24 protein-coding genes and 1 pseudogene are annotated in these 26,335 nt (G+C 67.6%); 11 read left to right on the top strand and 14 right to left on the bottom strand.

Features of this window, described 5'->3' with window-relative positions; genetic code table 11:
• Nucleotides 1-211: 211 nt before the first annotated feature.
• Nucleotides 212-847, top strand: coding sequence for a GNAT family N-acetyltransferase (locus ACK5M9_RS09360; protein ID WP_416892901.1), 636 nt, complete (start codon nt 212-214; stop codon nt 845-847).
• A 164-nt stretch (nt 848-1,011) separates the two neighbouring features.
• On the top strand, nt 1,012-1,626 hold the full coding sequence (locus ACK5M9_RS09355; protein WP_416892900.1) for an LppM family (lipo)protein: 615 nt from the start codon (nt 1,012-1,014) through the stop codon (nt 1,624-1,626).
• Nucleotides 1,627-1,678: 52 nt separating this feature from the next.
• On the opposite strand, the gene ACK5M9_RS09350 is transcribed toward ACK5M9_RS09355, so the two are convergent.
• Nucleotides 1,679-2,569, bottom strand: coding sequence for a mycobacterial-type methylenetetrahydrofolate reductase (locus ACK5M9_RS09350; RefSeq protein ID WP_416892884.1), 891 nt, complete (start codon nt 2,567-2,569; stop codon nt 1,679-1,681).
• Nucleotides 2,570-2,805: 236 nt separating this feature from the next.
• On the opposite strand from ACK5M9_RS09350, the gene ACK5M9_RS09345 reads away from it, so the two are divergent.
• Nucleotides 2,806-3,855: a polyprenyl synthetase family protein gene (locus ACK5M9_RS09345; RefSeq protein WP_416892899.1), complete on the top strand. Its 1,050-nt coding sequence runs from the start codon at nt 2,806-2,808 to the stop codon at nt 3,853-3,855.
• 4 nt (nt 3,856-3,859) lie between these two features.
• Nucleotides 3,860-5,419, top strand: coding sequence for an alpha-(1->6)-mannopyranosyltransferase A (locus ACK5M9_RS09340; RefSeq protein ID WP_416892883.1), 1,560 nt, complete (start codon nt 3,860-3,862; stop codon nt 5,417-5,419).
• Between the two features lie 21 nt (nt 5,420-5,440).
• Here ACK5M9_RS09340 and ACK5M9_RS09335 read toward each other — a convergent pair whose 3' ends face one another.
• From ACK5M9_RS09335 to ACK5M9_RS09325, 3 genes are read right to left on the bottom strand one after another with little or no spacing between them, the layout of a single operon-like run.
• Complete coding sequence (locus ACK5M9_RS09335) at nt 5,441-5,845, bottom strand: Rv2175c family DNA-binding protein (protein WP_416892882.1); 405 nt, start codon at nt 5,843-5,845, stop codon at nt 5,441-5,443.
• A 55-nt stretch (nt 5,846-5,900) separates the two neighbouring features.
• Nucleotides 5,901-7,289, bottom strand: a complete 1,389-nt coding sequence (locus ACK5M9_RS09330) for a class II 3-deoxy-7-phosphoheptulonate synthase (RefSeq protein WP_416892881.1) — start codon at nt 7,287-7,289, stop codon at nt 5,901-5,903.
• A gap of 36 nt (nt 7,290-7,325) precedes the next feature.
• Nucleotides 7,326-7,817: a polyadenylate-specific 3'-exoribonuclease AS gene (locus ACK5M9_RS09325; protein ID WP_416892880.1), complete on the bottom strand. Its 492-nt coding sequence runs from the start codon at nt 7,815-7,817 to the stop codon at nt 7,326-7,328.
• A 59-nt stretch (nt 7,818-7,876) separates the two neighbouring features.
• On the opposite strand from ACK5M9_RS09325, the gene ACK5M9_RS09320 reads away from it, so the two are divergent.
• Nucleotides 7,877-9,154 (top strand): glycosyltransferase 87 family protein, encoded by a 1,278-nt coding sequence (locus ACK5M9_RS09320; RefSeq protein WP_416892879.1) that lies wholly within the window; start codon nt 7,877-7,879, stop codon nt 9,152-9,154.
• A gap of 152 nt (nt 9,155-9,306) precedes the next feature.
• On the opposite strand, the gene ACK5M9_RS09315 is transcribed toward ACK5M9_RS09320, so the two are convergent.
• The 5 genes from ACK5M9_RS09315 to ACK5M9_RS09295 all read right to left on the bottom strand — a co-directional run bounded on the left by ACK5M9_RS09315 (nt 9,307) and on the right by ACK5M9_RS09295 (nt 12,821).
• A complete protein-coding gene (locus tag ACK5M9_RS09315) occupies nt 9,307-10,074 on the bottom strand; it encodes a lysophospholipid acyltransferase family protein (protein ID WP_416892878.1) in 768 nt (255 codons plus the stop codon).
• Between the two features lie 97 nt (nt 10,075-10,171).
• Nucleotides 10,172-10,594, bottom strand: coding sequence for a hypothetical protein (locus ACK5M9_RS09310; RefSeq protein WP_416892898.1), 423 nt, complete (start codon nt 10,592-10,594; stop codon nt 10,172-10,174).
• The gene (locus ACK5M9_RS09305; protein ID WP_416892897.1) at nt 10,591-11,871 is read right to left on the bottom strand and encodes an ArsA family ATPase; all 1,281 of its coding nucleotides are present in this window, start codon (nt 11,869-11,871) and stop codon (nt 10,591-10,593) included. Before ACK5M9_RS09305 ends, ACK5M9_RS09310 begins: the two co-directional genes overlap by 4 nt.
• Nucleotides 11,868-12,302, bottom strand: a complete 435-nt coding sequence (locus ACK5M9_RS09300) for an SRPBCC family protein (RefSeq protein WP_416892877.1) — start codon at nt 12,300-12,302, stop codon at nt 11,868-11,870. Before ACK5M9_RS09300 ends, ACK5M9_RS09305 begins: the two co-directional genes overlap by 4 nt.
• 129 nt (nt 12,303-12,431) lie before the next feature.
• Nucleotides 12,432-12,821 carry a polyketide cyclase / dehydrase and lipid transport gene (locus tag ACK5M9_RS09295; protein WP_416892876.1) on the bottom strand — a complete coding sequence of 130 codons (390 nt, stop codon included), beginning with the start codon at nt 12,819-12,821 and terminating at the stop codon, nt 12,432-12,434.
• 190 nt (nt 12,822-13,011) lie between these two features.
• On the opposite strand from ACK5M9_RS09295, the gene ACK5M9_RS09290 reads away from it, so the two are divergent.
• A complete protein-coding gene (locus ACK5M9_RS09290) occupies nt 13,012-14,814 on the top strand; it encodes an AMP-dependent synthetase/ligase (protein ID WP_416892875.1) in 1,803 nt (600 codons plus the stop codon).
• A 176-nt stretch (nt 14,815-14,990) separates the two neighbouring features.
• On the opposite strand, the gene pimB is transcribed toward ACK5M9_RS09290, so the two are convergent.
• From pimB to ACK5M9_RS09270, 4 genes are all read right to left on the bottom strand, one after another.
• Nucleotides 14,991-16,133, bottom strand: coding sequence for a GDP-mannose-dependent alpha-(1-6)-phosphatidylinositol monomannoside mannosyltransferase (pimB, locus tag ACK5M9_RS09285; RefSeq protein ID WP_416892896.1), 1,143 nt, complete (start codon nt 16,131-16,133; stop codon nt 14,991-14,993).
• On the bottom strand, nt 16,130-16,969 hold the full coding sequence (locus tag ACK5M9_RS09280; protein WP_416892874.1) for a hypothetical protein: 840 nt from the start codon (nt 16,967-16,969) through the stop codon (nt 16,130-16,132). The genes pimB and ACK5M9_RS09280 overlap by 4 nt, the downstream gene beginning before the upstream one ends.
• 47 nt (nt 16,970-17,016) lie before the next feature.
• Complete coding sequence (ripC, locus tag ACK5M9_RS09275) at nt 17,017-18,171, bottom strand: peptidoglycan hydrolase RipC (RefSeq protein ID WP_416892873.1); 1,155 nt, start codon at nt 18,169-18,171, stop codon at nt 17,017-17,019.
• A gap of 174 nt (nt 18,172-18,345) precedes the next feature.
• Entirely contained in the window at nt 18,346-18,615 is a 270-nt protein-coding gene (locus ACK5M9_RS09270; RefSeq protein WP_416892895.1) for a hypothetical protein, read from the bottom strand.
• A gap of 163 nt (nt 18,616-18,778) precedes the next feature.
• Between ACK5M9_RS09270 and ACK5M9_RS09265 the strand changes: the two are divergent.
• Nucleotides 18,779-20,764 (top strand): annotated as a pseudogene (locus ACK5M9_RS09265) (DEDD exonuclease domain-containing protein); the annotation flags it as partial.
• On the opposite strand, the gene trpD reads toward ACK5M9_RS09265, so the two are convergent.
• Nucleotides 20,702-21,793, bottom strand: a complete 1,092-nt coding sequence (gene trpD / locus ACK5M9_RS09260) for an anthranilate phosphoribosyltransferase (protein ID WP_416892894.1) — start codon at nt 21,791-21,793, stop codon at nt 20,702-20,704. The pseudogene ACK5M9_RS09265 and the gene trpD overlap by 63 nt on opposite strands.
• Nucleotides 21,794-21,936: 143 nt before the next feature.
• Here trpD and ACK5M9_RS09255 point away from each other — a divergent pair, with 143 nt between their 5' ends.
• Genes ACK5M9_RS09255 through ACK5M9_RS09240 form a run of 4 tightly spaced genes read left to right on the top strand, consistent with a single transcriptional unit; the run spans nt 21,937 to nt 26,279 of the window.
• Nucleotides 21,937-22,548, top strand: coding sequence for a cytochrome c oxidase subunit 3 (locus ACK5M9_RS09255; RefSeq protein ID WP_416892872.1), 612 nt, complete (start codon nt 21,937-21,939; stop codon nt 22,546-22,548).
• Between the two features lie 40 nt (nt 22,549-22,588).
• Nucleotides 22,589-23,452, top strand: a complete 864-nt coding sequence (locus tag ACK5M9_RS09250) for a c-type cytochrome (protein WP_416892871.1) — start codon at nt 22,589-22,591, stop codon at nt 23,450-23,452.
• Nucleotides 23,449-24,636 (top strand): ubiquinol-cytochrome c reductase iron-sulfur subunit, encoded by a 1,188-nt coding sequence (locus ACK5M9_RS09245; RefSeq protein WP_416892870.1) that lies wholly within the window; start codon nt 23,449-23,451, stop codon nt 24,634-24,636. The genes ACK5M9_RS09250 and ACK5M9_RS09245 overlap by 4 nt, the downstream gene beginning before the upstream one ends.
• Nucleotides 24,633-26,279, top strand: coding sequence for a cytochrome b (locus ACK5M9_RS09240; RefSeq protein WP_416892869.1), 1,647 nt, complete (start codon nt 24,633-24,635; stop codon nt 26,277-26,279). Before ACK5M9_RS09245 ends, ACK5M9_RS09240 begins: the two co-directional genes overlap by 4 nt.
• The last annotated feature ends 56 nt before the right edge of the window (nt 26,280-26,335 follow it).

The following is a 26,335-nucleotide window of genomic DNA, read 5'->3' as shown; positions in this document are numbered from 1 at the left end:
CGAGGTGACTTCCCGCTGTACCACTGCTTTGTCGGCGATTCTATCGCGGCACCGGCCCCAGCGACCAAAAGGCCTGCGGCAGCACTGCGACACTGGGTGCGATAGGTCATACCGGGCACCGGCCCGCCCCCGCACAGGGAACCGGATACTGGAACGACCGCACGCGCACAGACCAGCCCCGGCCGGTCAATCGATGAGAGGACAACGCACGTTGGCGATATTCCTCGTCGATTTCCCGCCGAGCGAGATGGAGCGCCGCCTCGACGACGCACTGAGCGTGTACGTCGACGCAATGCGCTACCCGCGGGGCACCGAAAACCAGCGGGCCGGCATGTGGCTGGAACATGCCCGGCGCCCGGGTTGGCAGGCCGTCGCCGCCGTCGATGTCGGATCCGCCCAAGCCGAACCCACCCACCCCGCAACCACCGGCCCCACCGGGCAGACCCCGCCGGCGGCCGAGCTGGCCGGCGCTCCGCTCGTCGGCATCGCCTACGGCTACCCCGGCGCACCCGGCCAGTGGTGGCGCCAACAGGTTGTTTCCGGCCTGCATCAACGCGGTTTTCCGTCGCCGGCAGCCGAACGGCTGATGGCCGGCTACTTCGAACTCACCGAGCTGCACATTCACCCGCGGACCCAGGGCCGCGGCGTCGGTGAGGCATTGGCCCGCCGGCTCCTCGCACAACGCGCCGAGGCCACCGTCCTGCTGTCCACGCCGGAGACCGGCGCCGAAACCAACCGGGCCTGGCGGTTGTACCGGCGACTCGGCTTCACCGACGTCATCCGCGGCCTCCACTTCACCGGCGACCCCAGGCCATTCGCCATTCTGGGCCGGGCGCTGCCGTTGTGACCCGGCTGCGCCCGGCCCGGCAATGGGGATGGCACGACGCATCTGCGCACCGCATCTGGCACGATGACCTGGTGCGTGCCAACCCTTCCCCACCGGCGACCCAGCGCTCCGGCATCCGCGGCGGTCCAGCCGGGCGCCGCCTACTGGTCGCGGTCCTGCTGCTGATGCTGGTTCCGCTCGCCACCGGCTGCCTGCGGGCCCGGGTGTCGCTCACGATATCCCCCGATGACCTGGTGTCCGGTGAAATCGTCGCCGCCTCGAAACCCAGCAGCGACAAAGACCCGGGTCCGCATCTGGACACGAACCTGCCGTTCAGTGAGAAGATCGCCATCTCGAACTACGACAGCAACGGCTATGTCGGCTCGCAAGCGGTCTTTTCCGACCTGACCTTCTCCGAACTCCCGCAGCTGGCGAACCTGAACCCCGACGCGGTCGGCACCGATCTTTCCCTGCGCCGCAACGGCAGCCTGGTGATACTGGAAGGTCGCGTGGATCTGACGTCGGTAACCGATCCCGATGCCGACGTCGAGTTGACTGTGTCGTTCCCGGGAGAAGTCACGTCCAGCAACGGCGACCGTATCGAGCCCGAGGTCGTGCAGTGGAAGCTCCGACCCGGCGTGGTGAGCACCATGACCGCGCAGTCCCACTATGCCGACCCCAATACCCGGGCCTTCACCGGGGCGAGCATCTGGATGGCCATCCTCGCGATTGCGGCCGCCGGGGTGGTGGCCGCGTTGGCCTGGAACAGCCGGGACCGCTCCCCTCGAATCAGCGGTTAGGACGCATAGCCGGCGGGCCGGCCCAACCCTGCGGCGGCCAGCCGGCCCAACCCTACGGAGTGGGTGCCCAGTAGTCGATCATCTCGGCAAAGGTTTCGAAGGCCGCCCCGGAAACACCGTAGGTCGCCTCCAGGTGGATGCTCAACGGGAAGCCCAGTTCGGCGACTCCGTCGATCACTCGTTTGTACAGGTCGACCAGGAGCCGCCGCTTGTGCGCGGGTTCGCTCGCGGCCAGCGTCCTGATGAACTCCTGCTCGGCGGCGACCACCTCGTTGCCGGGGTCCTGAACCAGCCAGTTGATCAGACCGACCTTGCTTTCGATCTTGGGCACAAAGCCGAACGACAGCAGGATTTCGGGCCGGTGGTCGGTGTTCTTTGCGAAGTCCGACAGGAATCCCACGATCGAGTCGGAGTAGAGCAACTGGGTCATGCCGTAGGTCGCGCCCTGCCTGCACTTGAAATCGAACCGGGCATGCTCGCCGTCCCTGGTGGGAATGAGGATCACCCCGCGGTTGGGGACGGTATCGCGATAGCGGGACAGCGCGTCGGTGGGCGCCACCCCGGAGCCCTGCCCGTCGTTCATGGTGCGCGGCACCCCGACGAAGACCACTCCCTGCATCCCCGCCCCGGTCAGCTCGGTAAGCCGCGCGCTCAGAGCCCGTTCGTCCATGAACGCGGTGACCTGGGTGCACAGGCCGCCGACACCGGGCAGCTCAGGTTTGATGGCCTGCCAGAATTCCAGCACGTCCAGCTTGGCCTTCATCGGCACCGGACGATCGTCCTCCTCGGCGATCATGCCCGGGATCATCACGTGGCGGATCCGCCCTGCGATGCCGGACTCGGCCGAATACCGCGTCACTTTGTGCGCCTCTTGCAACACCCGCTCGGCAGCGTCCTCGACGTTGGGTGGCACCAGTTCGAGCGCGATGGTGTTGAGCGTCACACTGCCCCTTCTCTTTCAGCCGGCTCCCAGTTGCGGCGGCGGCCACCCGCACCGCGCCCAGACCCCCACCACAGCATAGGGGCGAGCTCCCACGCGGCATACACTGTCGGGCCAAGGGATGCCGCGCAGAAAGGGGTGCCGCGCTGAGCCTGAATGCAGAGCCAGCATCGGCTGCGCCGGTATCTGCCGGGGCGGCGGGGGCGGCCGGGGCAGCCGGCGTGCCGGGAGTGGCAGGGGTGGCCGAAGCGGTCACCGACCAGCTGCGACAGTACCTGCAGGTCCGCCGCAGCGAATCCGGCTATCTCGGAAGTGACTACGGCGCGCTGACGACCTGGCTGGAAAATTTCACCCTGCGCGGGGGCAAGCGACTGCGGCCGGTCTTCGCCTACTGGGGTTGGGACGCGGTGGCCGAGCAACCACCCGAACCCGAAGCGCTGCTGCTGTTTTCCGCGCTGGAGCTGCTGCATGCCTTCGCGCTGATACATGACGATGTCATCGATGCTTCGGCCACCCGCCGCGGAAGACCGACCGCCCACCAGCATTTCGCAGCCGTTCACCGGCAGCACAACTGGCGCGGAGCGGCCGACCCGTTCGGCGTGTCGGCGGCAATCCTGCTCGGCGATATCGCCCATGCCTGGGCCAACGACATCGTCGCACGGGCCCGGCTGGGCGCCTCGGCGCGCGACCGGGTGCAGCGGGTGTGGTCCGACATCCGCACAGAGGTGCTGGGGGGCCAGTACCTCGACGTCCTGGCCGAGGTCAGCGGGGACGAATCGGTCACCCGGGCGATGACCGTCGCCAACTACAAGACCGCGTGCTACACCGTGACCCGGCCACTGCAGTTCGGCGCGGCCGCGGCCGCCGACAGACCCGACGTCATCGCGGCCTTCGAAAAGTTCGGGACCGATCTCGGGGTGGCGTTCCAGTTGCGCGACGACATACTCGGAGTCTTCGGTGACCCCGCGGTCACCGGCAAGCCCTCCGGCGACGACCTGCGCTCGGGAAAGCGCACCGTGCTACTGGCCGAGGCAACCCGGCTCGCCGAGGACTCCGACCCCGCGGCCGCAGCACGGTTGCGCCAATCTGTCGGCACCGATCTGAGCGAAGGCCAAGTCCTGCGGCTGCGAGAGATCATCGAGGGGGTGGGCGCACGGGCCGCTGCCGAAGCCCGGATCGCGGAGCTGACCCTGCGGGCGCTGGCCACGCTGGACTGCGCACCCATCAGCCGCAGCGCCAAGACCGGCCTGGCCGAGCTGGCCCGGATCGCCACCGACCGGTCCGCCTGAGCCGATGAACATCCCCGATCCGATCTCCGTCGCTGACACGGCAGACACCAACTATGTTCTGAAAGACAGGGCGCGGGACCATGTTTCACGATTGGTCCGGTTCTGGACCTCTCCCGAGGCCGGTCCGGCTCACCTGGGATTCCTGGCCGCCGTACTGATCACGATGGGCGCTGTGGGCGGGGGCAGCACCCGCCAGCACGACCCGCCGCTGGAATCGATGCACCTGTCCTGGCTGCGTTTCGGCCACGGGTTGGTGCTGGCATCGATCGTGCTGTGGACCGGCGTGATCCTGATGCTGATCGCCTGGCTGCGCCTGGGCCGGATACTGCTGCGCGACGGGGCAAGTGAGTTCACCATGCGAGCCACCACCGCCTACTGGCTGGCGCCGCTGCTGCTCTCGGCGCCGGTGTTCAGCAGGGACACCTACTCGTACCTGGCCCAAGGGGCGCTGCTGCGCGACGGGTTGGATCCCTACGCGGTCGGTCCGGTCGGCAATCCGAATTCGCTGCTGGACGACGTGAGCCCGATCTGGACGATCACCACCGCGCCCTACGGTCCGGCATTCATCCTGGTGGCCAAGCTGGTGACCACGGTGGTCGGCAACAACGTGGTTGCCGGCACGATACTGCTGCGATTGTGCATGCTGCCCGGTCTTGCCCTGCTGATCTGGGCCGCTCCCCGGGTGGCACGCCATGTCGGCGCCGATGGCGCCAAGGCACTGTGGATCTGTGTTCTCAACCCGCTGGTACTCATCCATCTGATGGGCGGGGTGCACAACGAGATGCTGATGGTGGGGTTGATGACGGCGGGCATCGCGCTGACCCTGCAACGGCACCCCGTCGCGGGCATCTCGACACTCACCGTCGGGATCGCGGTCAAAGCCACCGCCGGGCTCGCATTGCCATTCCTGTGCTGGGTATGGATGCGCCAACTGCGGGCAGACCGGGGCTGGCGGCCGCTTCCGGCCTTCGTGGCCGCTGCGGTGTCCTCGCTGATGATCTGCGTCGTGGGGTTCGCGGTGCTGTCGTGGGTGGCCGGCGTGGGCCTGGGCTGGCTCACCGCGCTGGCGGGTTCGGTGAAGATCATCAACTGGCTCACCGTGCCGACGGCGGCCGCCAACCTGATCCACGCCTTCTTCAACGGGTGGTTCACGCTGGACTTCTACACCCTGCTGCAGACCACACGGCTCATCGGGGTCGCCGTCATCGCGTTGTCGCTGCCGGCCCTCTGGTGGCGGTTCCGCCGCGACGACCGGGACGCGCTGGCCGGAATCGCCTGCGCAATGCTGGTCGTGGTGCTGTTCGTACCCGCCGCACTGCCCTGGTACTACTCGTGGCCGCTGACCATCGTCTCCCCGCTGGCGCAATCACGCAGCGCGATGGCCGTCATCGCCGGACTCTCCACGTGGGTCATGGTGATCTTCAAGCCGGACGGTTCCCACGGCATGTACTCCTGGCTGCACGTCGGGCTGGCGACGGCTTTCGCGGTCTGGGCCTGGCGTGGGCTGTCCCGCGAACCGGAGCCGGAGGAGCAGCCGCGGGAGCCGGCCGGCGCGGGGTGCTGATACGCCTACTGAATACGCCTGCTAATACGCCATAGCCTGGGCGCGCCGCACGATCTCCCGGGCTTGATGTGCGTGCAGCGCGTCGACCGGGCGCGCGTTGCTCACTGCCTCGCGCGACCCGTCGCGGGTGAGGGTCAGCGAGGGATCCGGGGTGAAAAGCCACCGCACGATCTCGGTTTCTCGGTAGCCGCCGTCGTGCAGGATCGTCAGCAAGCCGGGCAGGGGTTTGACCACCTGCCCGGACTCGGCGAAGAAGACCTGCGGAACCACCACGCCACCGGCCCGGCGCACCGCAACCAGGTGGCCGTCTCGCAGTTGCTGGTGCACCTTGCTCACAGGTATGCCGAGCAATTCCGCGACCCGGGACAGGTCGTACGTCGGCTCGTCGGGGTCCAGAACGTCGTCGCCGACCGGGATGCTGCCCACAAGTACCAGTCTAAGTCCTGCTGAACCGACACCCTCCGCTCACGCCGAGCGGACGCTAATCCCGCAGCATCTCCGCGACCAGAAAGGCCAATTCCAGCGACTGCTGGGTGTTGAGCCTCGGGTCGCAGGCCGTCTCGTAGCGGCCGGCCAGGTCGGAGTCGGAGATGTCCTGTGCCCCGCCGAGGCATTCGGTGACGTTCTCGCCGGTGATCTCGACGTGGATTCCCCCCGGGTGGGTGCCCAGGGCGCGGTGTACCTCGAAGAAGCCCTGGACCTCGTCGACGATCCGGTCGAAGTGCCGGGTCTTGTAGCCCGTCGACGACTCGTGGGTGTTGCCGTGCATCGGGTCGCACTGCCAGATCACCTGGTGCCCGGCCGCCTGGACCTTTTCGACGATCGGCGGCAGCAGGTCGCGCACCTTGCTGTTGCCCAGCCTGCTCACCAGGGTCAGCCGTCCCGGCTTGTTGTGCGGGTCGAGACGTTCGACGTACTCCACCGCCAGCTCCGGGGTCATCGTCGGGCCGATCTTGACGCCGATCGGGTTGGCGATCACCTCGGCGAACGCGATGTGCGCACCGTCGAGCTGGCGGGTCCGCTCCCCGATCCAGACGGTATGGGCCGACAGATCGAACAGCTGCGGCTCGCCGTCCTCGACCTGCGACAGACGCAACATGGCGCGCTCGTAGTCGAGCACCAGCGCCTCGTGGCTGGCGTAGATGTCGGCGGCCTGGAGGTTGCGGTCCTCCACACCGCAGGCGGTCATGAAGCGCAGCGCACGATCGATCTCGCCGGCCAAGGCCTCGTAGCGGGCGCCGGCCCGCGAGGTCCGGACGAACTCGCGGTTCCAGTCGTGCGCCAGATGCAGCGAGGAGAAGCCCGACGAGGTCAGCGCGCGCACCAGGTTCATCGCGGCGCTGGCGTTGGCGTAGGCGCGCACCAGCCGCGACGGGTCGTGTTCGCGCACCGCGGCGTCGGGGGCGAAGCCGTTGACCATGTCCCCGCGGTAGGACTTCAGCCCCAGCGCATCGATGTCGGCCGACCGCGGTTTGGCGTATTGACCTGCGATGCGCGCCACCTTGACCACCGGCAGACTGGCGCCGTAGGTCAGTACGACGGCCATCTGCAGCAGGGTGCGGATGTTGCCCCGGATATGGGGTTCGGTGTTGTCGGTGAACGTCTCGGCGCAGTCGCCGCCCTGGAGCAGGAATGCCTCGCCGCGGGCGACCTGGGCCAGCTGGTCCTGCAGCCGCACGATCTCGGAAGCCACGGTCACCGGCGGCACGCTTTCGAGCACCGTGCGCATTGCCGCCGCCTGTTGGGGATCCCAGCTGGGCTGCTGGCCGGCCGGCCGGGCCAATGCCTCGTCCAGCTGGACACGCAGATCGGCGGGCAGCGGCGGCAACGGCGGCAGCTGGTCGATCGGAATGTCGACGGTCCAGTTCATCGGTCCATGGTAACTGCGGCTGCGCGCCCGCCCTGATCAGGGCGAACGCTGCTCGGCGGTGATCACCCGGAAGCGGTGCAGCTGATCCCGCGCATCGACGAGGGCATCGTGGGCGTCCGGCGATCGTGGTGGCAACCGGGGAGCGCCGCGGTCTTCCCACAGCTGCCGCAATTCCCTGGTGAATCGAGGTATCGCCTTCGGCAGAGCCGGCATCGGACCCCACAATTGGCAGAGAGCGACGTGGTCGTAGGCCGCCACCCAGGCCCACAGTTCGATGCCGTCGGACGTGTCGACACCCAGGAATTCTTCGAGGTCGGCACGTATCCGGCTGCGTGGGCGCCACAGCTGCGATGCGGGCGGCGGAAGTTTGGGCAGCACGTGGGAACGCACCCAGGGGCCCGCCCGTTCGGGATCGAATTCGGTGGACACCGCGTAGTACTCGCGGCCGTCCTCGGCGACCATCCCGATCGAGATCAACTCGATGGTGCGGCCGTCCTCGATGAACTCGGTGTCGTAGAAGTACCGCACCGGCGCAGCATAGTGCGCCGGCGATGCACACCGGCAAAAACGACTAGGCTGGCTGCGACATGAGTAACCGGCAGTCGCCCGAGGTGGGCAGTCGACTCGGGCGGGCTTCCCTGTGGTGCCTGCTCTGGCTCGTCGCGGGCTCCGGGCTGGGCTATGTGTGCTGGAAATTGTTCGGCCATATTCCGTACCGCATCGACATCGACGTCTATCAGATGGGCGGCAAGGCCTGGCTGGACGGGCATCCGCTGTACACCGGCGATGTGGTGTTCCACACACCGATCGTGGACCTGCCGTTCACCTATCCTCCGCTGGCAGCGGTGGTGTTCAGCCCATTCGCCTGGCTGGGCATGCCGGCGGCCAGTATCGCGATCACCGCGCTGACTCTGGTGGCGTTGCTGGTGACAGTGACGCTGGTGCTGGCCCGGCTGGACGTGTGGGAGAACTCCAGGCTGCTGCCCGGCCCGGCCTGGCAGCGCCGGTTGTGGCTGGCCACGGTCATCGTCGCCCCCGCCGCACTGTGGGCCGAACCCATCAACTCCAATTTCGCCTTCGGCCAGATCAACGCCGTCCTGATGGCCATGGTGATCGCCGATTGCTTCCCCCGTCGCACCCCCTGGCCCCGCGGCATGCTGCTGGGCCTGGCCATCGCGCTCAAACTCACCCCGGCGGTGTTCGGGCTGTACTTCCTGCTGCGCCGGGACACCAGGGCCACCTTGATCGCGCTGGGGACCTTCGCCGGTGCGACGCTGGCCGGGTTCGCCCTGGCCTGGCGCGACTCCTGGGAGTATTGGACGCACACGCTGCGGCACACCGACCGCATCGGCGAGGCGGCGTTGAACACCGACCAGAATATCGCGGGCGCACTGGCCCGGCTGGGCCTGGAGGATCACGACCGCTTCCCGCTGTGGGTGGCGGCCTGCCTGTTGGTGCTGGCGGTGACCATCTGGGCGATGCGCCGGGCGTTGAGCGCCGGCGAGCCGGAGGTGGCGGTAATCTGCGTCGCCCTGTTCGGCCTGGTGGTGTCACCCGTTTCCTGGTCACACCACTGGGTCTGGATGCTGCCCGCGGTGCTGATCGCGGGGGTGCTGGCCTGGCGACGCCGCAACCGGCCACTGGGCCTCGTCGCCGTCGCCGGCCTCGTTTTGATGAAGTGGACGCCCATCGGCCTGCTCCCCAAACACCATGAGACGGCGGCATCCTGGTGGCGCCAGCTGCTGGGCATGTCCTACGTGTGGTGGGGCTTGGCATTCATCGTGACAGCCGGTGCGACCATCGCCGCCCGAGTCGCGCCGGCGGATTCGACGGAATCCGAACGCACACCGGTCCCGGTCGCCTGAGCTAGCCGGGGACAGCGAGCTTGCTCGCGAGCGTAACGCCACGGCGAAATCCCGAGCGCAAAATCGCAGCCACGTTACGCTCGCGAACGACTCGCGGCCGCCTGCCCCGGATTCGACGGAACCCGAACGCACACCGGTCCCGGTCGCCTGAGCTAGCCGGCCCGAGTCTCGGGGATGCGGGTGGCGTCAGCCGCAGCCGGCGCCGGCTCGCCCGAGCCTGAGCCGCCGGGGACAGCGGCGGCGCCGGGGCCGGGGTTCTTGAGGCTCGCGGCGTAGATGTCGACGTACTCCTGCCCGGACAAGCCCATCAGCTCATACATCACCTCGTCGATGACGGCGCGCTCGATGAAGTGGTTTCCGGCCAGCCCGTCGAAGCGGGAGAAGTCCATGGGCTTGCCGAATCGTACGCCGACCCGGCCGAACCGGAGCATCCTCTTCCCGGGCGGATTGACGGTGCTGGTGCCGATCATCGCGACCGGAATCACCGGCACCCCGGTCTGCAGGGCCAGCCGGGCCAGACCTGTCTTACCCTTGTAGAGCCGGCCGTCGGGCGAACGGGTGCCCTCCGGGTACATGCCCAGCAGCCGCCCCTCACCCAGCAGCCGCTCCGCGACATCGAGGGCTCCCTGCGCAGAGTCGGCATTGGTGCGGTCGATCGGCACTTGACCCGACACGGTGTAGAACCAGCGGTTGATCCAGCCCTTGATCCCGGTGCCGGTGAAGTATTCGGCCTTGGCCAGGAACCAGATCCGCCGGCGCACGACCAGCGGCAGGTAGAAACTATCGGCGACCGAGAGGTGATTGCTGGCCAGGATGACCGGACCGGACCTCGGGATGTGTTGCAATCCTTCGACTTTCGGACGGCCAAGCAGGGTGAACAGCGGACCCATGAAGATGTACTTGAATAGGTAGTACCACATGGCCCTCCCTCTCGCCCGTCGCCCACCGGTGTCAGCGCTTACTGTACCCACCCAGTCGGGCTTCCAACCACCTCGCCCGCGAAGGGCCTTTGATGCCTTACGCCTGCAGCTTGACCGGAATGGCCTGATAGCGGGCTCCCACGGTTGCGCGAAGACTGCCGTTGGCACCGGCGCCGCTGTCTTCACCGGCGTTTCCACCGGCAGCGTCGGCGTCCGAACCCGCCTCGGCCGGTTCGTCGCGCGGTGGCTGGGTAGCCGCGGTGCCGGTGTCGTCGACCATGGCGCGGATCAATTCCATCAGTGCGACGCTGTGATCGGCGATGACATTCACCAGCGGGTGCTGCTCACCGTTGACCACGGCGGCCAACGCACACACCGGACACCAGACCTGCTGGCACTTGCCGGCACCTGCGCCCGATGCCACGGCGGCGGCGGCGCGCAGGCTGGGATCCAAACCGTCCAGGATCACCTGCGCAAGCTGGCGCAATTCTGCGCCGAGGTCGGGATGCACCCCACTCATTTGGGCCATACCTCCGGATCTGGACGGAAACGAACTGTCAGCTCATTATCCCCCAACTGTGCGTCCAGCACCGTACACCTCCGCAGTACCGAGGCCAACCGAACCCGTCGGCGCACACCGCCGCCGCCGATGATCAGGTCATCGCCGGATCGTCCCAACGTCAGCGAGCCGGGATCGAGTTGGGGCACCGCGAGCCGCATGCGGTACACCGCGTCCAGCCCGGAACCCGACTCCCGGTCGACAACGGGGCGCAGTGGGCCGGGCGGGTCGGCTCCGCCGCGCAGCTGGGCGCCACTGAGCAGGCCACCGAGCGCCTTGGCGCCTACCGGCTCACTCGCCTGATGTCCGACCAGAACCAGTGCAACGTCGCCGATGGCGCCGTCGAGCTCTTCAAGTACCGCCTGCTGCTCCGCGATGCGTTCGGCGTACCAGCAGAACGCCGGATGGTCGGGCAACGCGTGATATTCGTATTCCTCGTCGCGGAGGAGCACCTGGTTGACCAGCAACTCCTCGATGCGCACACCCGCCAAGGCCAATGCCCCCAGAGTTCGTGTCGCCTCCGCGACGACCACCCGCTCGGGGGTGAGCACCAGATGCGCCCGGACCCGGTCGCCGTCGGCCAGCAGCGACGCCAGCCGGTCGATGCTGACGTTGATGCGTTCCAGCAGATCCACCAGGGCGCCCGACGGGCTGTCCTCGCTTGCGATGCTGAGCCTGCGGTGCCGGGGCCATGCCCGTTCGACGTACAACCCGAAGGTTGCCGGGAGTGTCAACATCCGAAGGGCGTCGGCCGTCGAAGCGCAGTCGACCACCACCCGGTCCCATCTTCGGGACGCGGCCAGTTCACCAACGGTGTGCAAACCGAGCACTTCCTGAATCCCCGGCAGTGCGGAAAGTTCTTCGGGTGCAATGTCGCTCAGTTCGGAGTCGGGGAACTGCGCGTCTACCGCCTCGACCGCCTCGCGCCACCGGCTCTCCAGCAGCGCCAGCGTGTCCAGCGCCATGGCGTCGAGGAGCCCGCCGCCGCCCTCGCCGCCGGCGGTTTCCAGATCCGTCAGCACTCTGACGGCTTCGCCCGCACCGGTAGGCGGAACCGGCATACCCAACACGTCGCCCAGCGAATGGGCCTGGTCGGTGGATACCAGCAACACCCGCGAACCCGCCCCGGCGTCACGAATCGCGGTGGCCGATGCCAGGGTGGACTTCCCTACCCCGCCTTTGCCGACGAAAAGACTGATGGGGGCCGGGCCGGGGGCGGGGCCGTGCGGACCCGTCAGCCCTCGACTCGCTTCTTGAGATCCTTCAGGGCGCCGTCGATCAACCTGCGCTCCGCCTTGCGTTTGAGCATCCCGATCATCGGGATGGCAAGATCGACGGCGAGCTGGTAGGTGACGTCTGTGCCGGCATCCTTGGGCGTGAGGATGTAGGAGCCCTCAAGGGACCTAAGGAGCGAGCTGGATTCCAGGACCCAGCTCACCGACTGACGGTCCGTCGGCCAGTCGTAGTTCATGATCAGGGTGTCTTTGAAGATGGTCGCGTCCATCAGCATTCGCGCCTTCTTCGGATAGCCGGCGTCGTCGGTGTCAAGGACGTCGACCTGCTTGTATTCGTTGATCCACTCCGGGTAAGACTCGAGGTCGGCGATCGCCTTCATCACCTCGGCCGGGTCGGCATCGATGTAGATCGTCTGCTCGGTCTTATCGGCCACTGGTAGCTGTCCCTTTCCGTACTGCGCGGGGAGGCCCCGATCGGTTGCCGGAATACCCGCCCCGCCGCCTCCACGGCCCGGCAGAAGCGGTACTCCCGCACGCCAGTCTTGAGGCCTTCGTTGACCAGGTCAAATCGTCGGCGCAACGCCAACCGGCCGCGAGGCCTCCAGAGCCGTTTTCACCTCGAACGCCATCTTCTTGCCCGCAACCCGACGGCGGTGTGTCATTTTCGCCAGGTTGAGCTTGGCGAGCTCGGCAGACGAAACCCCTGCGGGCTCCGCGTGGAGAAAATAGTGCAGCACCACCCCTTGTAACGACGGCTCCAGCCAAACTTCCATGGTGCCCATCAAAGCGCCGGCCACCGTCCATCTGATGCCTTTGTCGGCGCGGTCCTCGGTGACCCGCAGCCGCAGATCGGGCCACCACAGCTGCCATTTTTCCTGATCGGCGATCGCCGTCCCTACACGCGCACCATCAGCAGCCACGTAGGTCTGGTCGGCGATCTGAATGCTGTGCACGATTCCAGCTTCACATACCCGGTGGGCGCGGTGGGCGGTAAGGCCCGTCCGCGGCCCCACGGCCACCCGGGTCATCCTGCGGTCAGCCGTCTCCGGTCGGCCCCCACGGCCACACTAGGCTGGGGGTTGTCAGCCAGACCACGAAGAGCCCGCCCGTGCAGAACGTCTTAGGTCAAGCGAGGTCCGAAAAATGCGCCAGTACAGTATCCCCGCTCGTTTCAACGTCGGCGAGCGCGACAACGTCGCGGCGGTGGTGTTCGAACACGAACGCAACGATCCCGACTATGTCATCTATCAGCGCCTGGTGGACGGCGTGTGGGTCGACGTTGCGTGTGCGGACGCGGCGGGCCAGATTCGTTCCGCCGCACTGGGTTTGATCGGGCTGGGGGTTCAGGCCGGCGACCGGGTATCGATCTTTTCGGCAACCTGCTACGAATGGGCGATTATCGACCTCGCAATTCTGGCGATCGGTGCGGTCACGGTCCCCATCTACGAGACCTCCTCCGCCGAACAGGTGCGTTGGGTGCTGGGCGACTCCGAAGCGGTAGTGGCGATCGCGCAAACCCCCGTGCACGCCGCGATGATCACCGCACTGGACACGGAGTTGCCGGCGCTGCGCAGGACGCTGACGATCGACGGGCCGGATGTGACGGCGCTCGAGGCCCTGGCCGAGGCCGGCGAATCGGTGGCTGAGGCGGAGTTGACCGCGCGGCAGGCGGTGCTGAGGTCCGAGGATCCGGCGACGTTGATCTACACCTCCGGCACCACGGGCCGCCCCAAGGGCTGCCAGCTGACGCACTCCAACCTGTTGCACGAAATACGCGGCACGAAGGAATGCCTGCCGACACTGCTGACCGAGGGACAGCGATTTCTGGTCTTCCTGCCCTTGGCCCACGTGCTGTCCCGCGCCCTGACGCTGGCGGCGCTCACCAACAAGGTCACCACAGGATTCACCAGCGATGTCAAGAACCTGGTGCCCATGCTCGCGGTATTCAAACCGACAGTGGTGGTGTCGGTGCCGAGGGTGTTCGAGAAGGTCTACAACACCGCCGAGCAGAATGCCGCCGCCGGCGGTAAGGGAAACATCTTCAAGGCGGCTGCTCAGACCGCCGAAGATTGGAGTCGGGCGCTGGACGGCGGCAAGCCCGGGGTGCTTCTGCGCGCCAAGCATGCGCTGTTCGACCGGCTTGTCTACCAGAAGCTGCGGGCCGCCCTCGGTGGTGACTGCCGAGCGGCGGTCTCGGGCGGCGCACCGCTGGGCGCCCGGTTGGGCCATTTTTACCGCGGTGTCGGAGTGACCATCTACGAGGGCTACGGCCTGACGGAGACCAGCGCGGCGGTCACCGTGAACCAGATTGACGGCATCAAGATCGGGACCGTGGGCAAACTGGTGCCGGGCAACAGCCTGCGAATCGCCGAAGACGGGGAACTCCTGGCACGCGGTGGGGTGGTGTTCAGCGGCTATTGGCGCAACGAGGAGGCCACCCGCGAGGCGTTCACCGACGGTTGGTTCCGGACGGGGGATCTCGGTGCTATCGACGAGGACGGTTTCGTCACCATCACCGGCCGCAAGAAGGAACTGATCGTCACCGCCGGCGGCAAGAACGTCGCACCCGCGGTTCTGGAGGATCAGTTGCGCGCGCACCCGCTGATCAGTCAGGCGCTGGTCGTCGGGGACGCCCAACCGTTCATCGGTGCGCTGATCACCATCGATCCAGAATCCCTGGTCGGCTGGAAGCTGCAGAACAACAAGCCGGAGAGCACCACCGTTGCCGACTTGACCACCGATCCGGACCTGCTCAGTGCGATCGATACCGCCGTCGAACACGCCAATCTTCAGGTGTCGCATGCCGAGTCCATCCGCAAGTTCCGCATCCTGCCCGTCGACTTCACCGAGGACACGGGCGAGCTGACGCCGACGATGAAGGTCAAGCGCAAAGTGGTGGCTCAGAAGTTCGCCTCGGAGATCGAGGCGATCTACCGGAAGGACTGACCCCGCTCGGCGACAAGGCGCCCGGCGACAAGGCGCGCCACCCCGGTGGCGCGAGCCTCCCCCGCTGACTCTGCACTGGTGGCGCAAAAGTGCGAGTGGACCACGCCCTCAGCGCAGAGTCGACGCCACTGCCGCCCCCGGCCCCCCGGCCCCCGGCCCCCGGCCCCCCATACCGGCTAGCCGCGCAGAAGATCGGCCAGCCGCGCGGCCAGGGCGTCCCAACCCCACTCTGTTCTCACCCAGTCCCGCCCAGCGGCCCCCATCGCAGCCGCGCGGTCGCGATCGGTCAGCAGCTCGGTGACTGCGTCCGCGATCTCGGCCACCGAGGTGCCATCGACCACCAAACCTGTCTTACCGTCGAGTACCGCTTCCGGCGCTCCGCCGGACCTGCCGGCGATCACCGGCACCCCCGTCGCCGAAGCCTCCAGGAACACGATCCCCAAGCCCTCGACGTCCATGCCCGAGCCGCGCGTGCGGCACGGCATGGCGAACACATCGGCCATCGCATAGTGAGCCGGCAACTCGTCACCGGAAACTCCACCGGTAAACGTCACATGGTCACCCACGCCACCATTTCGCGCCAGCGTACGCAGGTTGTCCAGGCGGGGCCCGCCCCCGACAATCACCAACGCCGCACCGGCGACCCTGCGCCGAATCGACGGCAATGCCCTGATCAGCATGTCCTGCCCTTTGCGCGGCACCAGCCGCGACAGGCACATCACCGTCGGCCGCTCCCCCAGCCGGTACCGCGTGCGCAATTCGGCACCGGCGGCGGGGTCTGGCCGAAACCGGCCACTGTCCACGCCCGGCGGCAAGTACTCCAGCGTCGCCCCAGGCCCGAACGCGGGGGCGAACCGGGATCGCGTGTAGCGGCTGACGAACGTCACCGCATCGGTGTCATCGCCGATCCGGCGCAGCACCGATCGCGCCCCGGGAAGCATCGACCAGCCCACCTCGTGGCCGTGGGTGCTCGCCAGTACCCGCCTCGCACCGGCTTGCCGGGCCCGCCTCGCCAGAAGGGCCAGCGGTGCCGCGGCACCGAACCAGACGGTATCGATGCCGTGCTCGGCGATCAGGCTGCGCATCCGGGTGTCGACGGAGGGGACCGGCAGCATCAGCGTGCCGGGGTGCCGCACGACCCGGTATCCCGCCGCCTGCGCTTCGTCGTCGAATTCCGGTGCGCCCTTCCACTTCGGCGCATACACCATCAGCGAATGCGATCCGTCGTCGACCAGCCGGCTGACGAACTCTGCGAGATAGGACTGAATACCGCCGCGCCGGGGAGGAAAGTCGTTGGTCACCAACAGAACCCGGCTCACCAGGCCGCTCTCTTCATCCACCGCTCCCAGCCGTCCCGCAGGACGGCGGTGTCGACACCCAGCACCGCTTCGACCGCGCCGGGCAGTTCCCGGTGCCCGCGCCCGCACGCCGCGACGTAGAGCTCCCGCAGCCTGGCGGGGCCGTACGAGTCCGCGACGAATCGCGCGAACCACCACGCCCGGTCGTATGCGCGCGAACGCTGCGCACCCGCGGCGTCCAGCTCGCTGTCCGAGGGCAGCGTGTACGCATAAGAACGTGCAGCCATCGACGGCGCATCGCGGGGCCTGGCAACGAAATCAGCGGTACCTTCGGTCAGCCAGCGCGGCGCATCAAGGGCGGTGTCCACCCGGGCAGCGTAGTGAAACAGCTCGTGCGTCAACACTATGCGCAGCGAGGAGTCGTCCATGGTCGCTGCACCCGGGGCGAACAGGATCCGAGCGCCGGTCATCGTCCGGTTGACCGGATCCACGCTGTCGGCCACGGTCACTGCCGCGATGTCCGACCACTGCTGCGCGGAACCGCCCCCGGCGACGGTCCGGAACTGTTCATCGGAGCCGGAAGCGATCACCGTGATCTGACGTGGCCACTGCGCTCCCCAGAAACCGTCGACGGCCGAGACCGCCGAGTCCAAAGTTGCCGCGACCCGCGACAGCAGATGGCCGGTATCGGCCCCGCCACCGTTGACCAATCGCACGAGACGGTCTCCGGCCAGCGATATCGTCTCGGTTTGGGATGTCGGTGCCAGGCGCTCAAGAGCTGCCGATTCCTCGCGGGCAGGCCCAGCCCGAAGGGCTAAGCCTGCTATCAGCTCACCTATTAACGAGCACGCGAGCACCGAGGCCAGCCGGCGCCGTCGCGGCGCCTCGGCGGGACGGTCGGCGGTCAGTAGCGGCGGGCGTCGTAAATCGGTCCGGAAGCATCCATCGGCGCCACCCGGACCGGCTGACCGAAGGTGGACGAGTGGACCATCATCCCGTCCCCGATGTAGATGCCGGCATGGGAAGCGTCGGAATAGAACGTCAGCACGTCACCGGGTTGCAGGTCGCTCAGCGACACCGGCTGCCCACCATGGGCCAGCGCCTGGCTGGAGTGCGGCAGCGAGATTCCCGCCTGCTGGAATGCCCACATGACCAAACCGGAGCAGTCGAATCCGCCGGGTGCCGCGCCGCCCCACACGTAGGGGGTCCCGATCTGGGCAAGTGCGGCCTGCACGACGGCATCGCGGTCACCGCCGAATCCGGGGCCGTCGAAGGGCCCTCCGGCGATGCCGGCGGGTTCCGGTGGCATCCAGGGCAGCATGGGGTCTGGGGCGGCCAACGTCTGAACCGCACCTTCGTCAGGAACCTGCCCCGGGTCGGCGAGTGCCGTGCGCTGCTCAGCGGTCAACGCGAGGTACTGCGACTTCACGACGGCAATCTGCACCTGAAGCTGGCTCTGCTTGCGTTGGAGGCCGGCTCGCACCGCAGCGGCCTGCTCGGCTACCGACTTGGCCTCGGCGGCCGATTGCGCCGATACCTCCTCGGCCTTGGCCGCCTCCACGCCCGCGACCTTGAAACCGGCCATCTGGGTGGACATTTGACGGGCCATCACTCGCTGCACCGACAGTCCGTCGATCAGCCGCTGCGGGGACTCGGCGGTCAGCATGGCATCCAGGCTGTCGGTTCGGCCGCCCATGTAGGTGGCGGCGGCAACCTTGTTGACCGCGGTCTGGAAAGTGGCCAATCGCGCCTTTGCGGCCTCCAGCGCGGCCTGGTCGTCGGCCAGTTTCTGGTCTGCGGCCTGCTGAGCCGCCAGTTTCTCGTTCAAGTCGAGCTGCGCGCTGTGCATCGCCTCGGTGGTCTGCTCCGCCTGCCGCGACAACTCGTTGAGTTTCGCCAGCGTGTCCTGTGCCGGATCGGCCAGGGCAACGGCGGAAACACCGGACAGCACCGTCAGGCTCGCCAACGAACAGAGGGCGGACCGCTTGGTGGCGCGCGCGATCGAGCGCAGACTTTCGAGATTCAAGATTTGCTTCCTTAAACTGCCATCGACGCTCATACGTCGAGCTGGTACGTCGAGCTGGTTTAGGTCTCAAATAGATTACGAAATGGTATCGAAGTTTGTCCAAGCGAGAAGACTAAGAATTTGGCCAGAATTCGGCCATTCCGCTGCGCCACGGAGATCTTCGGTGATCCCGGGGGTTTCGTACCGCCGTCGACCCTACACGACCTATCAGGCAACACCTTTCGGCGCGAGTGCCCCGGCGTGTCGGATCGGGACCAGGCGCAGTCGCGGCGCCAAGCCGACCTCGGCGAGGGCTTCCAGCGCGACCTGCTCATCACGGGAAAGCGTTTCGGGCGCGCCGAGCAACACAGTCACCACGCACTCGCGGCAGCCGGGGCCGCGTGCCGCACAGTTGTCGCAGTCGATGACCAGCGGTTCCCCCTGACCGGCTGGGCCGGACGGGCCGGACAGGCCCGCTGCGCCGGACGGGCCGGACAGGCCGTCACCAGTTTTTTCAACGCTGCTGCTGAACTCCATACGAATCGATCCTCTCCCTGGCGCGTGCCTTTCCCTGGCGCGTGCGTCACCAGTCCGGGTCCGTCCCCGGGCCTGTCCGGCACTCAAGTCCGGCTCGTCCCGCAGGCTAGCCGCGGGCACCGACATGTCCGGTTCCGTCGGCAACCCGGTGCGACGAGAGCAACCCGGCGCGGCGAGTGCAACCCGGCGTGGGAATCGCTCGCTGTCGGCGCCCACGCCTAACGTCACCGCCATGGACCAGACCGGCGGGACTCAACTCAGCTTCGGCGGGTGGGACGACTCCTTCGCCGGGCTGGACGGCAGTGAAGCCCGCGAAGAGCTGCCGCTGCGCGAGACCACCTTCGTCGTCGTCGACCTGGAGACCACCGGCGGACGGGCAACCGGCAACAAAGCGACCTCCCCCGACGCCATCACCGAGATCGGAGCGGTCAAGGTGCGCGGCGGCCGGGTCCTCGGCGAATTCGCCACCCTGGTGGACCCCCAACGCAGCATTCCGCCGCAGATCGTCCGACTGACCGGGATCACCACGGCGATGGTGTGCGACGCCCCGGCAATCGATGCGGTGCTGCCGATGTTCCTGGAGTTCGCCGGCGATTCGGTACTGGTTGCTCACAACGCCGGCTTCGACATCGGTTTCCTGCGGGCCGCCGCCGAGCGCTGTCACCTGCGCTGGCCCCGCCCCCGGGTGCTCTGCACGGTCAAGTTGGCGCGCCGGGTACTCAGCCGGGAGGAAGCCCCGAGCGTTCGCCTGGCCGACTTGTCCCGGCTGTTCGCCGTGGCGACCCAACCCACCCACCGTGCGCTCGACGACGCCCGAGCGACCGTCGAAGTCCTGCACGCTCTGATAGAACGAGTCGGCAACCAGGGCATTGACACCTTCACCGACCTACAGGGCTATCTACCCGGGGTAACCCCGGCCCAGCGCCGCAAGCGGGTGCTGGCCGAGGGCCTGCCGCACCGGCCCGGCGTCTACCTGTTTCGCGGCCCCTCCGGTGAGGTGCTGTACATCGGGACATCGGTCGACCTGCGGCGCCGGGTCAGCCAATACTTCAACGGCGCGGACCCGCGCACCCGGATGAAGGAAATGGTCGGCCTTGCCGAGCGGGTCGACCACGTCGTGTGCGCGCACGGGCTCGAAGCCGGCGTGCGCGAACTACGGCTGCTCGCGGCCCACGCGCCGCCGTACAACCGCCGGTCGCGATTTCCGCACCGGTGGTGGTGGGTGGTGCTGACGGACGAGGCGTTCCCCCGTTTCTCGGTGGTCCGCAACCCGCAGCGGACCGGCAGCCACGACACCGTCGCCGGACCGTTCCGGTCCCGTGCCGACGCCGCCGGAACCGCCGCCCTGATCGCCCGATTCACCGGGGTGCGGACGTGCACGAAACGCCTTGGGAAGTCGGCCGTCCACGGTCCCGCCTGCCCCGAACGGGAGGTGTCACCCTGCCCGGGCGCCCGGAACGTGACGGCCGCGCAATACGCCCAAGCGCCCCGGCGGGCCGCGGCACTGATCGACGGCACCGACAACGCCGCGGTTGCCGCGGCCGTCGAGCAGGTCGGCCTGCTGGCCGGGAACTGCCGCTACGAGAGCGCCGCCCGTCTCCGCGACCAGATCGCCACCGCCGTCGAAATGATATGGCGCGGACAGCAATTGCAGTCACTGGCCGCGCTACCGGAGATCATCGCCGCCAAGCCCGGCGGCACAGGCGATCTCAACACCGCCGGCGGCTATCAGCTCGCGGTCATCCGCTACGGCCAGCTCGCGGCGGCGGGCGCCGCGCCCGCGGGGGTGCCGCCGATGCCCGTCGTCGACGCCATCCGCGCCGGCGCCCACACCATCCTGCCGACGCCAGGTCCACTCGCGGGGGCACTGGTCGAAGAGACGGCGTTGATCGCCCGCTGGCTGACAGCGCCGGGGGTGCGCATCGTGGGGGTCACCGGCGCCGGCGTGTCCGACGCGGGGTGGGCATCGCCGCTGCGCTCGGCCGGAGCGTGGGCGACGTGGGCGGCCACCGCCCGCTCGGCGAAGCTGGCCTACCAGCAGACCGACTCAGAGTTGCTCGCCGAACCGTACCCAACGCGCGAGCAGTTGTTCGGCCGCGCCGCTGTCGATGGCGTCCCGGGCGCGGCGCAAACCGTCCTCCCACGCCGGCACCCACTCGACACGGCCGGCTAGTCCTGCGTGCGCCACCAGCGCCCCCGCGGCGTTGAGCACCGCGGCGTCCCGCACCGGCCCGGGGGTGCCGGCCAGCACCGCGCGTACCGTGGCCGCGTTGGCCGCAGCGTCGCCACCGCCCAGCTCGTCCGGTCGGGCGCGGGCGAAGCCGAACTCCGCCGGGTCGAACTTCAGCCGATCCACGGCACCCTCGCGCACCCGCCAGATGGTGCTGGTCGTCGTGGTGGTCAGTTCGTCCAGGCCGTCGTCACCGTGGACCACCAGCACGCTGGATCCGCGCGCGGCGAACACCCCGGCCATCACCTCGGCGAGCTCGGGGAATGCGCAGCCGATCAGTCCGGCGCGGGGACGCGCGGGATTGACCAGCGGTCCCAGCAGGTTGAACACCGTGGGTATGCCGATTTCCCGGCGCACCGCCGCGGCGTGCCGGAACGAGGGGTGGAATCGCGGCGCAAAGCAGAACGCGATTCCCACCTCGTCGAGGCTGCGGGCCACCTGGTCCGGGTCCAGGTCGATGCGCACCCCGAGAGCCTCCAGCGTGTCCGCGCCGCCGGACCGCGACGAGGACGCGCGGTTGCCGTGCTTGACCACCGGCACGCCGGCTGCGGCCGTCACGATCGCGGCCATGGTGGACAGGTTGACGGTGTCGGCTCCGTCGCCGCCGGTACCGACGATGTCGACGGCGTCGACCGAGCCGCCGGAGCCGCCGGAGCCGCCGCGCGGCGCCCCGGCCGGCAGCGGGCGGGCATGGTCGAGCATCACGCTCGCCAATTCGCCGACTTCCTCGGCGGTGGGCCCCTTCATCTTCATTGCGACCGCAAACGCGGCGACCTGCCCCGGCCCGGCTGCGCCGGTCATGATCTGGTCCATGACCCAGCCGGCCTGGCCGGGAGCCAGGTCCCGGCGCCCGGTCAACCGTCCCAGAAGCTGCGGCCACGTCGGCGCCGGCGGACCCTCGGGCGACATCTCGGAACAGGGAGCCACGCCGCCGATGGTCCCACGAAACGGCGGGATCGCCACCCTCGCCGGGTTCCCCGGGCCCAACACGCCAAAATTGATTTCGCGCCCCGGGTAGAGATTGTCAACTACAACACGTCATACTTGCGGATGTGACGAGTGCTGTAGGGACTTCGGGTACCGCGATTACCTCACGAGTTCATTCCCTGAACCGCCCCAACATGGTCAGCGTTGGCACCATCGTGTGGCTCTCCAGCGAACTCATGTTCTTTGCGGGCCTGTTCGCGTTCTACTTCACAGCGCGCGCGCAGGCTGGCGGGAATTGGCCGCCACCGCCGACCGAACTCAACCTCTACCAGGCGGTTCCGGTGACGCTGGTGCTCATCGCCTCGTCATTCACCTGCCAGATGGGCGTGTTCGCCGCCGAGCGCGGCGACGTGTTCGGGCTGCGCCGCTGGTATGTGATCACGTTCCTGATGGGACTGTTCTTCGTCATCGGCCAGGCCTACGAGTACTACCACCTGATCTCGCACGGCACGACCATTCCCGGGAGCGCCTACGGCAGCGTGTTCTATCTGGCGACCGGCTTCCACGGATTGCACGTCACCGGCGGACTTATCGCCTTCGTCTTCCTTCTGATCCGCACCACCATGAGTAAGTTCACCCCCGCACAGGCCACCGCGAGCATCGTCGTGTCCTACTACTGGCACTTCGTTGACATCGTGTGGATCGCACTGTTTACCGTGATTTATTTCATCCGTTAGCCAGCCCTCTCCAGACAGGCCCGAGAACAGGAGTGCTCAGTTGACGAAACTGGGGTTCACCGGATCCGGCCGGCGGTGCAGCCAGCCGAAAATGCCGCGTCATGACCGCGCTCGACGGCGCCTTCGACGACGATTGTCCAGCGCAGTACTGCTGTTGAGCGCGCTGACCATGGCCGGCGGGTTGGCGGCACTGCTGACACCTACGCCCCAGGTGGCTGTCGCCGACGAGTCGGGATCGGCCCTGCTGCGCACCGGCAAGCAGCTCTACGACACCTCGTGTATCTCCTGCCACGGCGCCAACCTGCAGGGGATTCCCGACCACGGGCCCAGCCTGATCGGTGTCGGCGAGGCGGCGGTCTACTTCCAGGTGTCCACCGGACGGATGCCCGCGATGGGTGAGACGGCCCAGGAGCCGCGCAAGCAACCGATCTTCGACGGCCCGCAGACCGACGCGCTGGGCGCCTACATTCAGGCGAACGGCGGCGGCCCGACGGTCGCGCGCAACGCCGACGGCAGCCTTGCCATGCGGTCGCTGCGCGGCAACGACCTCGGCCGCGGCGGCGACCTCTTCCGCCTCAACTGCGCCTCCTGCCACAACTTCACCGGCAAAGGCGGGGCGCTGTCATCCGGGAAGTTCGCACCGGACCTGGGGCCGGCCAACGAGGAGCAGATCCTCACGGCGATGCTGACCGGGCCGCAGAACATGCCCAAGTTCTCCAACCGCCAGCTCTCCTTCGACGCCAAGAAGGACATCATCGCCTATGTCCGGACCGTCTCCGAGGAGCGTAGCCAGGGCGGCTACGGACTCGGTGGATTCGGACCGGCACCGGAAGGCATGGCGGTGTGGATCATCGGCATAGTCGCTGCCATCGGGCTGGCACTGTGGATTGGGGCGCGCACATGAGCGAGGACATGCACGGCGGAACAACCCCGGCGGGGGGCCTGCCCGACGAGGCGGCACTGGCGGCGATGTCCAACGACGAACTGCTGGCCCTGGGCGGCGAGATCGACGGTGTCGACATCGCCTACAAGGAGACGCGCTGGCCCGGCGAAGGCACCCAAGCCGAAAAGCGCGCCGAGCGTTCCGTTGCCCGCTGGCTTCTGCTGGCAGGCGTGTTCGGTATCGCGCTCCTACTGGTCTTCCTGTTCTGGCCGTGGGAATACAAGGGCCTCGGCGAGTCGGGAAGCCTGTGGTACACGCTGGCGACTCCCCTCTACGGTGTCACCTTCGGGATGTCCGTGCTGTCACTGGCCATCGGCGCGGTGCTGTTCCAGAAGCGCTTCATCCCCGAAGAGATCACCATCCAGGAGCGCCACGACGGCAACTCCCCAGAGATCGATCGCAGGACGATCGTGGCGAACCTGACCGACGCCTACGAGAGTTCCACCGTCGGCCGCCGCAAGCTCATCGGATTATCGTTCGGGGTCGGCTTGGGCGCGTTCGGCCTGGGAACCCTGGCCGCGTTCGCCGGCGGCATCATCAAGAACCCGTGGAAGCCCGTCGTCAAGACTGCCGACGGCATGAAAGCCGTGCTGTGGACATCCGGTTGGACGCCGCGATACCACGGCGAAACGATCTATCTCGCCCGCGCCACCGGCGCCTACGGCGGCCCCCCGTTCGTCAAGATGCGCCCCGAAGACCTCGACGCCGGCGGCATGGAGACGGTGTTCCCGTGGCGGGAATCCGACGGTGACGGCACGACGGTGGAGTCCCACGAAAAGCTGTCAGAGGTCGCCATGGGTATCCGCAACCCGGTGATGCTCATCCGGATCAAGCCGGTCGACATGGACCGCGTGGTCAAGCGCCAGGGGCAGGAGAGCTTCAACTGGGGTGAGTTGTTCGCCTACACCAAGGTGTGCTCGCACCTGGGCTGCCCGTCCTCGCTCTACGAGCAGCAGTCCTACCGGATTCTCTGCCCCTGTCACCAGTCGCAGTTCGACGCGCTGCATTTCGCCAAGCCGATCTTCGGTCCCGCAGCCCGTGCGTTGGCACAGCTGCCCATCACAATCGACTCCAATGGTTACCTCGTCGCCAACGGCGACTTCATCGAACCTGTCGGACCGGCATTCTGGGAGCGCACAACATGAGTCCTAAGGGCAGTCCCACGACAATCGGAGATGTCCTGGCCGCCCAGGGCAACGCCATCGACACCCGGTATCACCCGGCCGGGGCGCTGCGTCGCCAGTTCAACAAGGTGTTCCCGACGCACTGGTCGTTCCTGCTGGGTGAGATCGCCCTGTACAGCTTCGTCATACTGCTGCTAACCGGCGTCTATCTGACACTGTTCTTCGACCCGTCGATGGCCGAGGTCACCTACAACGGTGTCTACCAGCCGCTGCGCGGTGTGGAGATGTCCCGGGCCTACGAGTCTGCACTCGACATCACATTCGAGGTCCGCGGCGGCTTGTTCATGCGTCAGATCCACCACTGGGCGGCGCTGATGTTCGCCGCGGCGATCATGGTGCACCTGGCACGCATCTTCTTCACCGGCGCCTTCCGCCGCCCCCGCGAAGCCAACTGGGTGATCGGAACCCTGCTGCTCATCCTGGCGATGTTCGAGGGCTACTTCGGCTACTCGCTGCCGGATGACCTGCTGTCGGGCATCGGGCTGCGCGCGGCATTGTCCTCGATCACGCTGGGCATGCCGGTGATCGGCACCTGGCTGCACTGGGCACTGGTCGGCGGAGACTTCCCCGGCACGATCCTGATTCCCCGCCTATACGCCATGCACATCCTGTTGATTCCTGGGATAATCCTGGCGCTCATCGGCGCGCACATGGCGCTGGTGTGGTTCCAGAAGCACACTCAGTTCCCCGGTCCCGGACGCACCGAGCACAACGTGGTCGGCGTGCGGGTGATGCCGGTGTTCGCGGTCAAGTCCCTCGCCTATTTCGCGGCGATCACCGGTGTGCTCGGGCTGATGAGCGGTCTGCTGCAGATCAACCCGATCTGGAACTTGGGCCCCTACAAGCCATCTCAGGTGTCCGCCGGTTCACAGCCCGACTTCTACATGATGTGGACGGAAGGCCTGGCCCGTATCTGGCCGGCATGGGAGTTCTACATCGGGCACCACACCATTCCCTCTCCGGTATGGGTGGCGGTGATCATGGGGCTGGTCTTCGGCCTGCTGGCCGCCTACCCGTTCCTGGAGGCACGGTTCACCGGCGATCACGCCCACCACAACCTGCTGCAGCGGCCCCGCGACGTGCCGGTGCGCACGGCGATCGGGTCAATGGCGATCAGCTTCTACATGCTGCTGACACTGGCCGCGATGAACGACATCATCGCATTCAAGTTCCACATCTCGCTGAATGCGACCACCTGGATCGGGCGAATCGGCATGGTGATCCTGCCGCCGCTGGTGTATTTCATCGCCTACCGGTGGGCGGTCGGGTTGCAGCGCAGCGACCGCGCGGTACTCGATCACGGCGTCGAGACCGGCATCATCAAGCGGCTGCCGCACGGCGCCTACATCGAACTGCACCAGCCACTCGGGCCGGTCGACGAGCACGGCCACCCGATCCCGCTCGAGTACCAGGGTGCACCGGTGCCCAAGCGAATGAACAAGCTGGGTTCGGCCGGTTCCCCAGGGAGTGGCAGCTTCCTGTCCGCGGACCCGAAGTCCCAGGATGCGGCGCTGCGCGAGGCAAGCCACTCCGCCGAACAACGCGCACTCACCGCACTGCGGGACCGCCAGGACGACGACTCGACCAACGGCGAGGGAAGCTAGGCGCTACCTGCCAGGGCGCCGCGCGCTGGGCGGCGGGCGCTCGGCGCCGCGTGCTG

The sequence above is a fragment of the Mycobacterium sp. genome (assembly GCF_047975165.1).
In the GTDB taxonomy this organism is placed as follows: domain Bacteria; phylum Actinomycetota; class Actinomycetes; order Mycobacteriales; family Mycobacteriaceae; genus Mycobacterium.
This window is presented reverse-complemented; position numbering and strand designations above follow the sequence as displayed.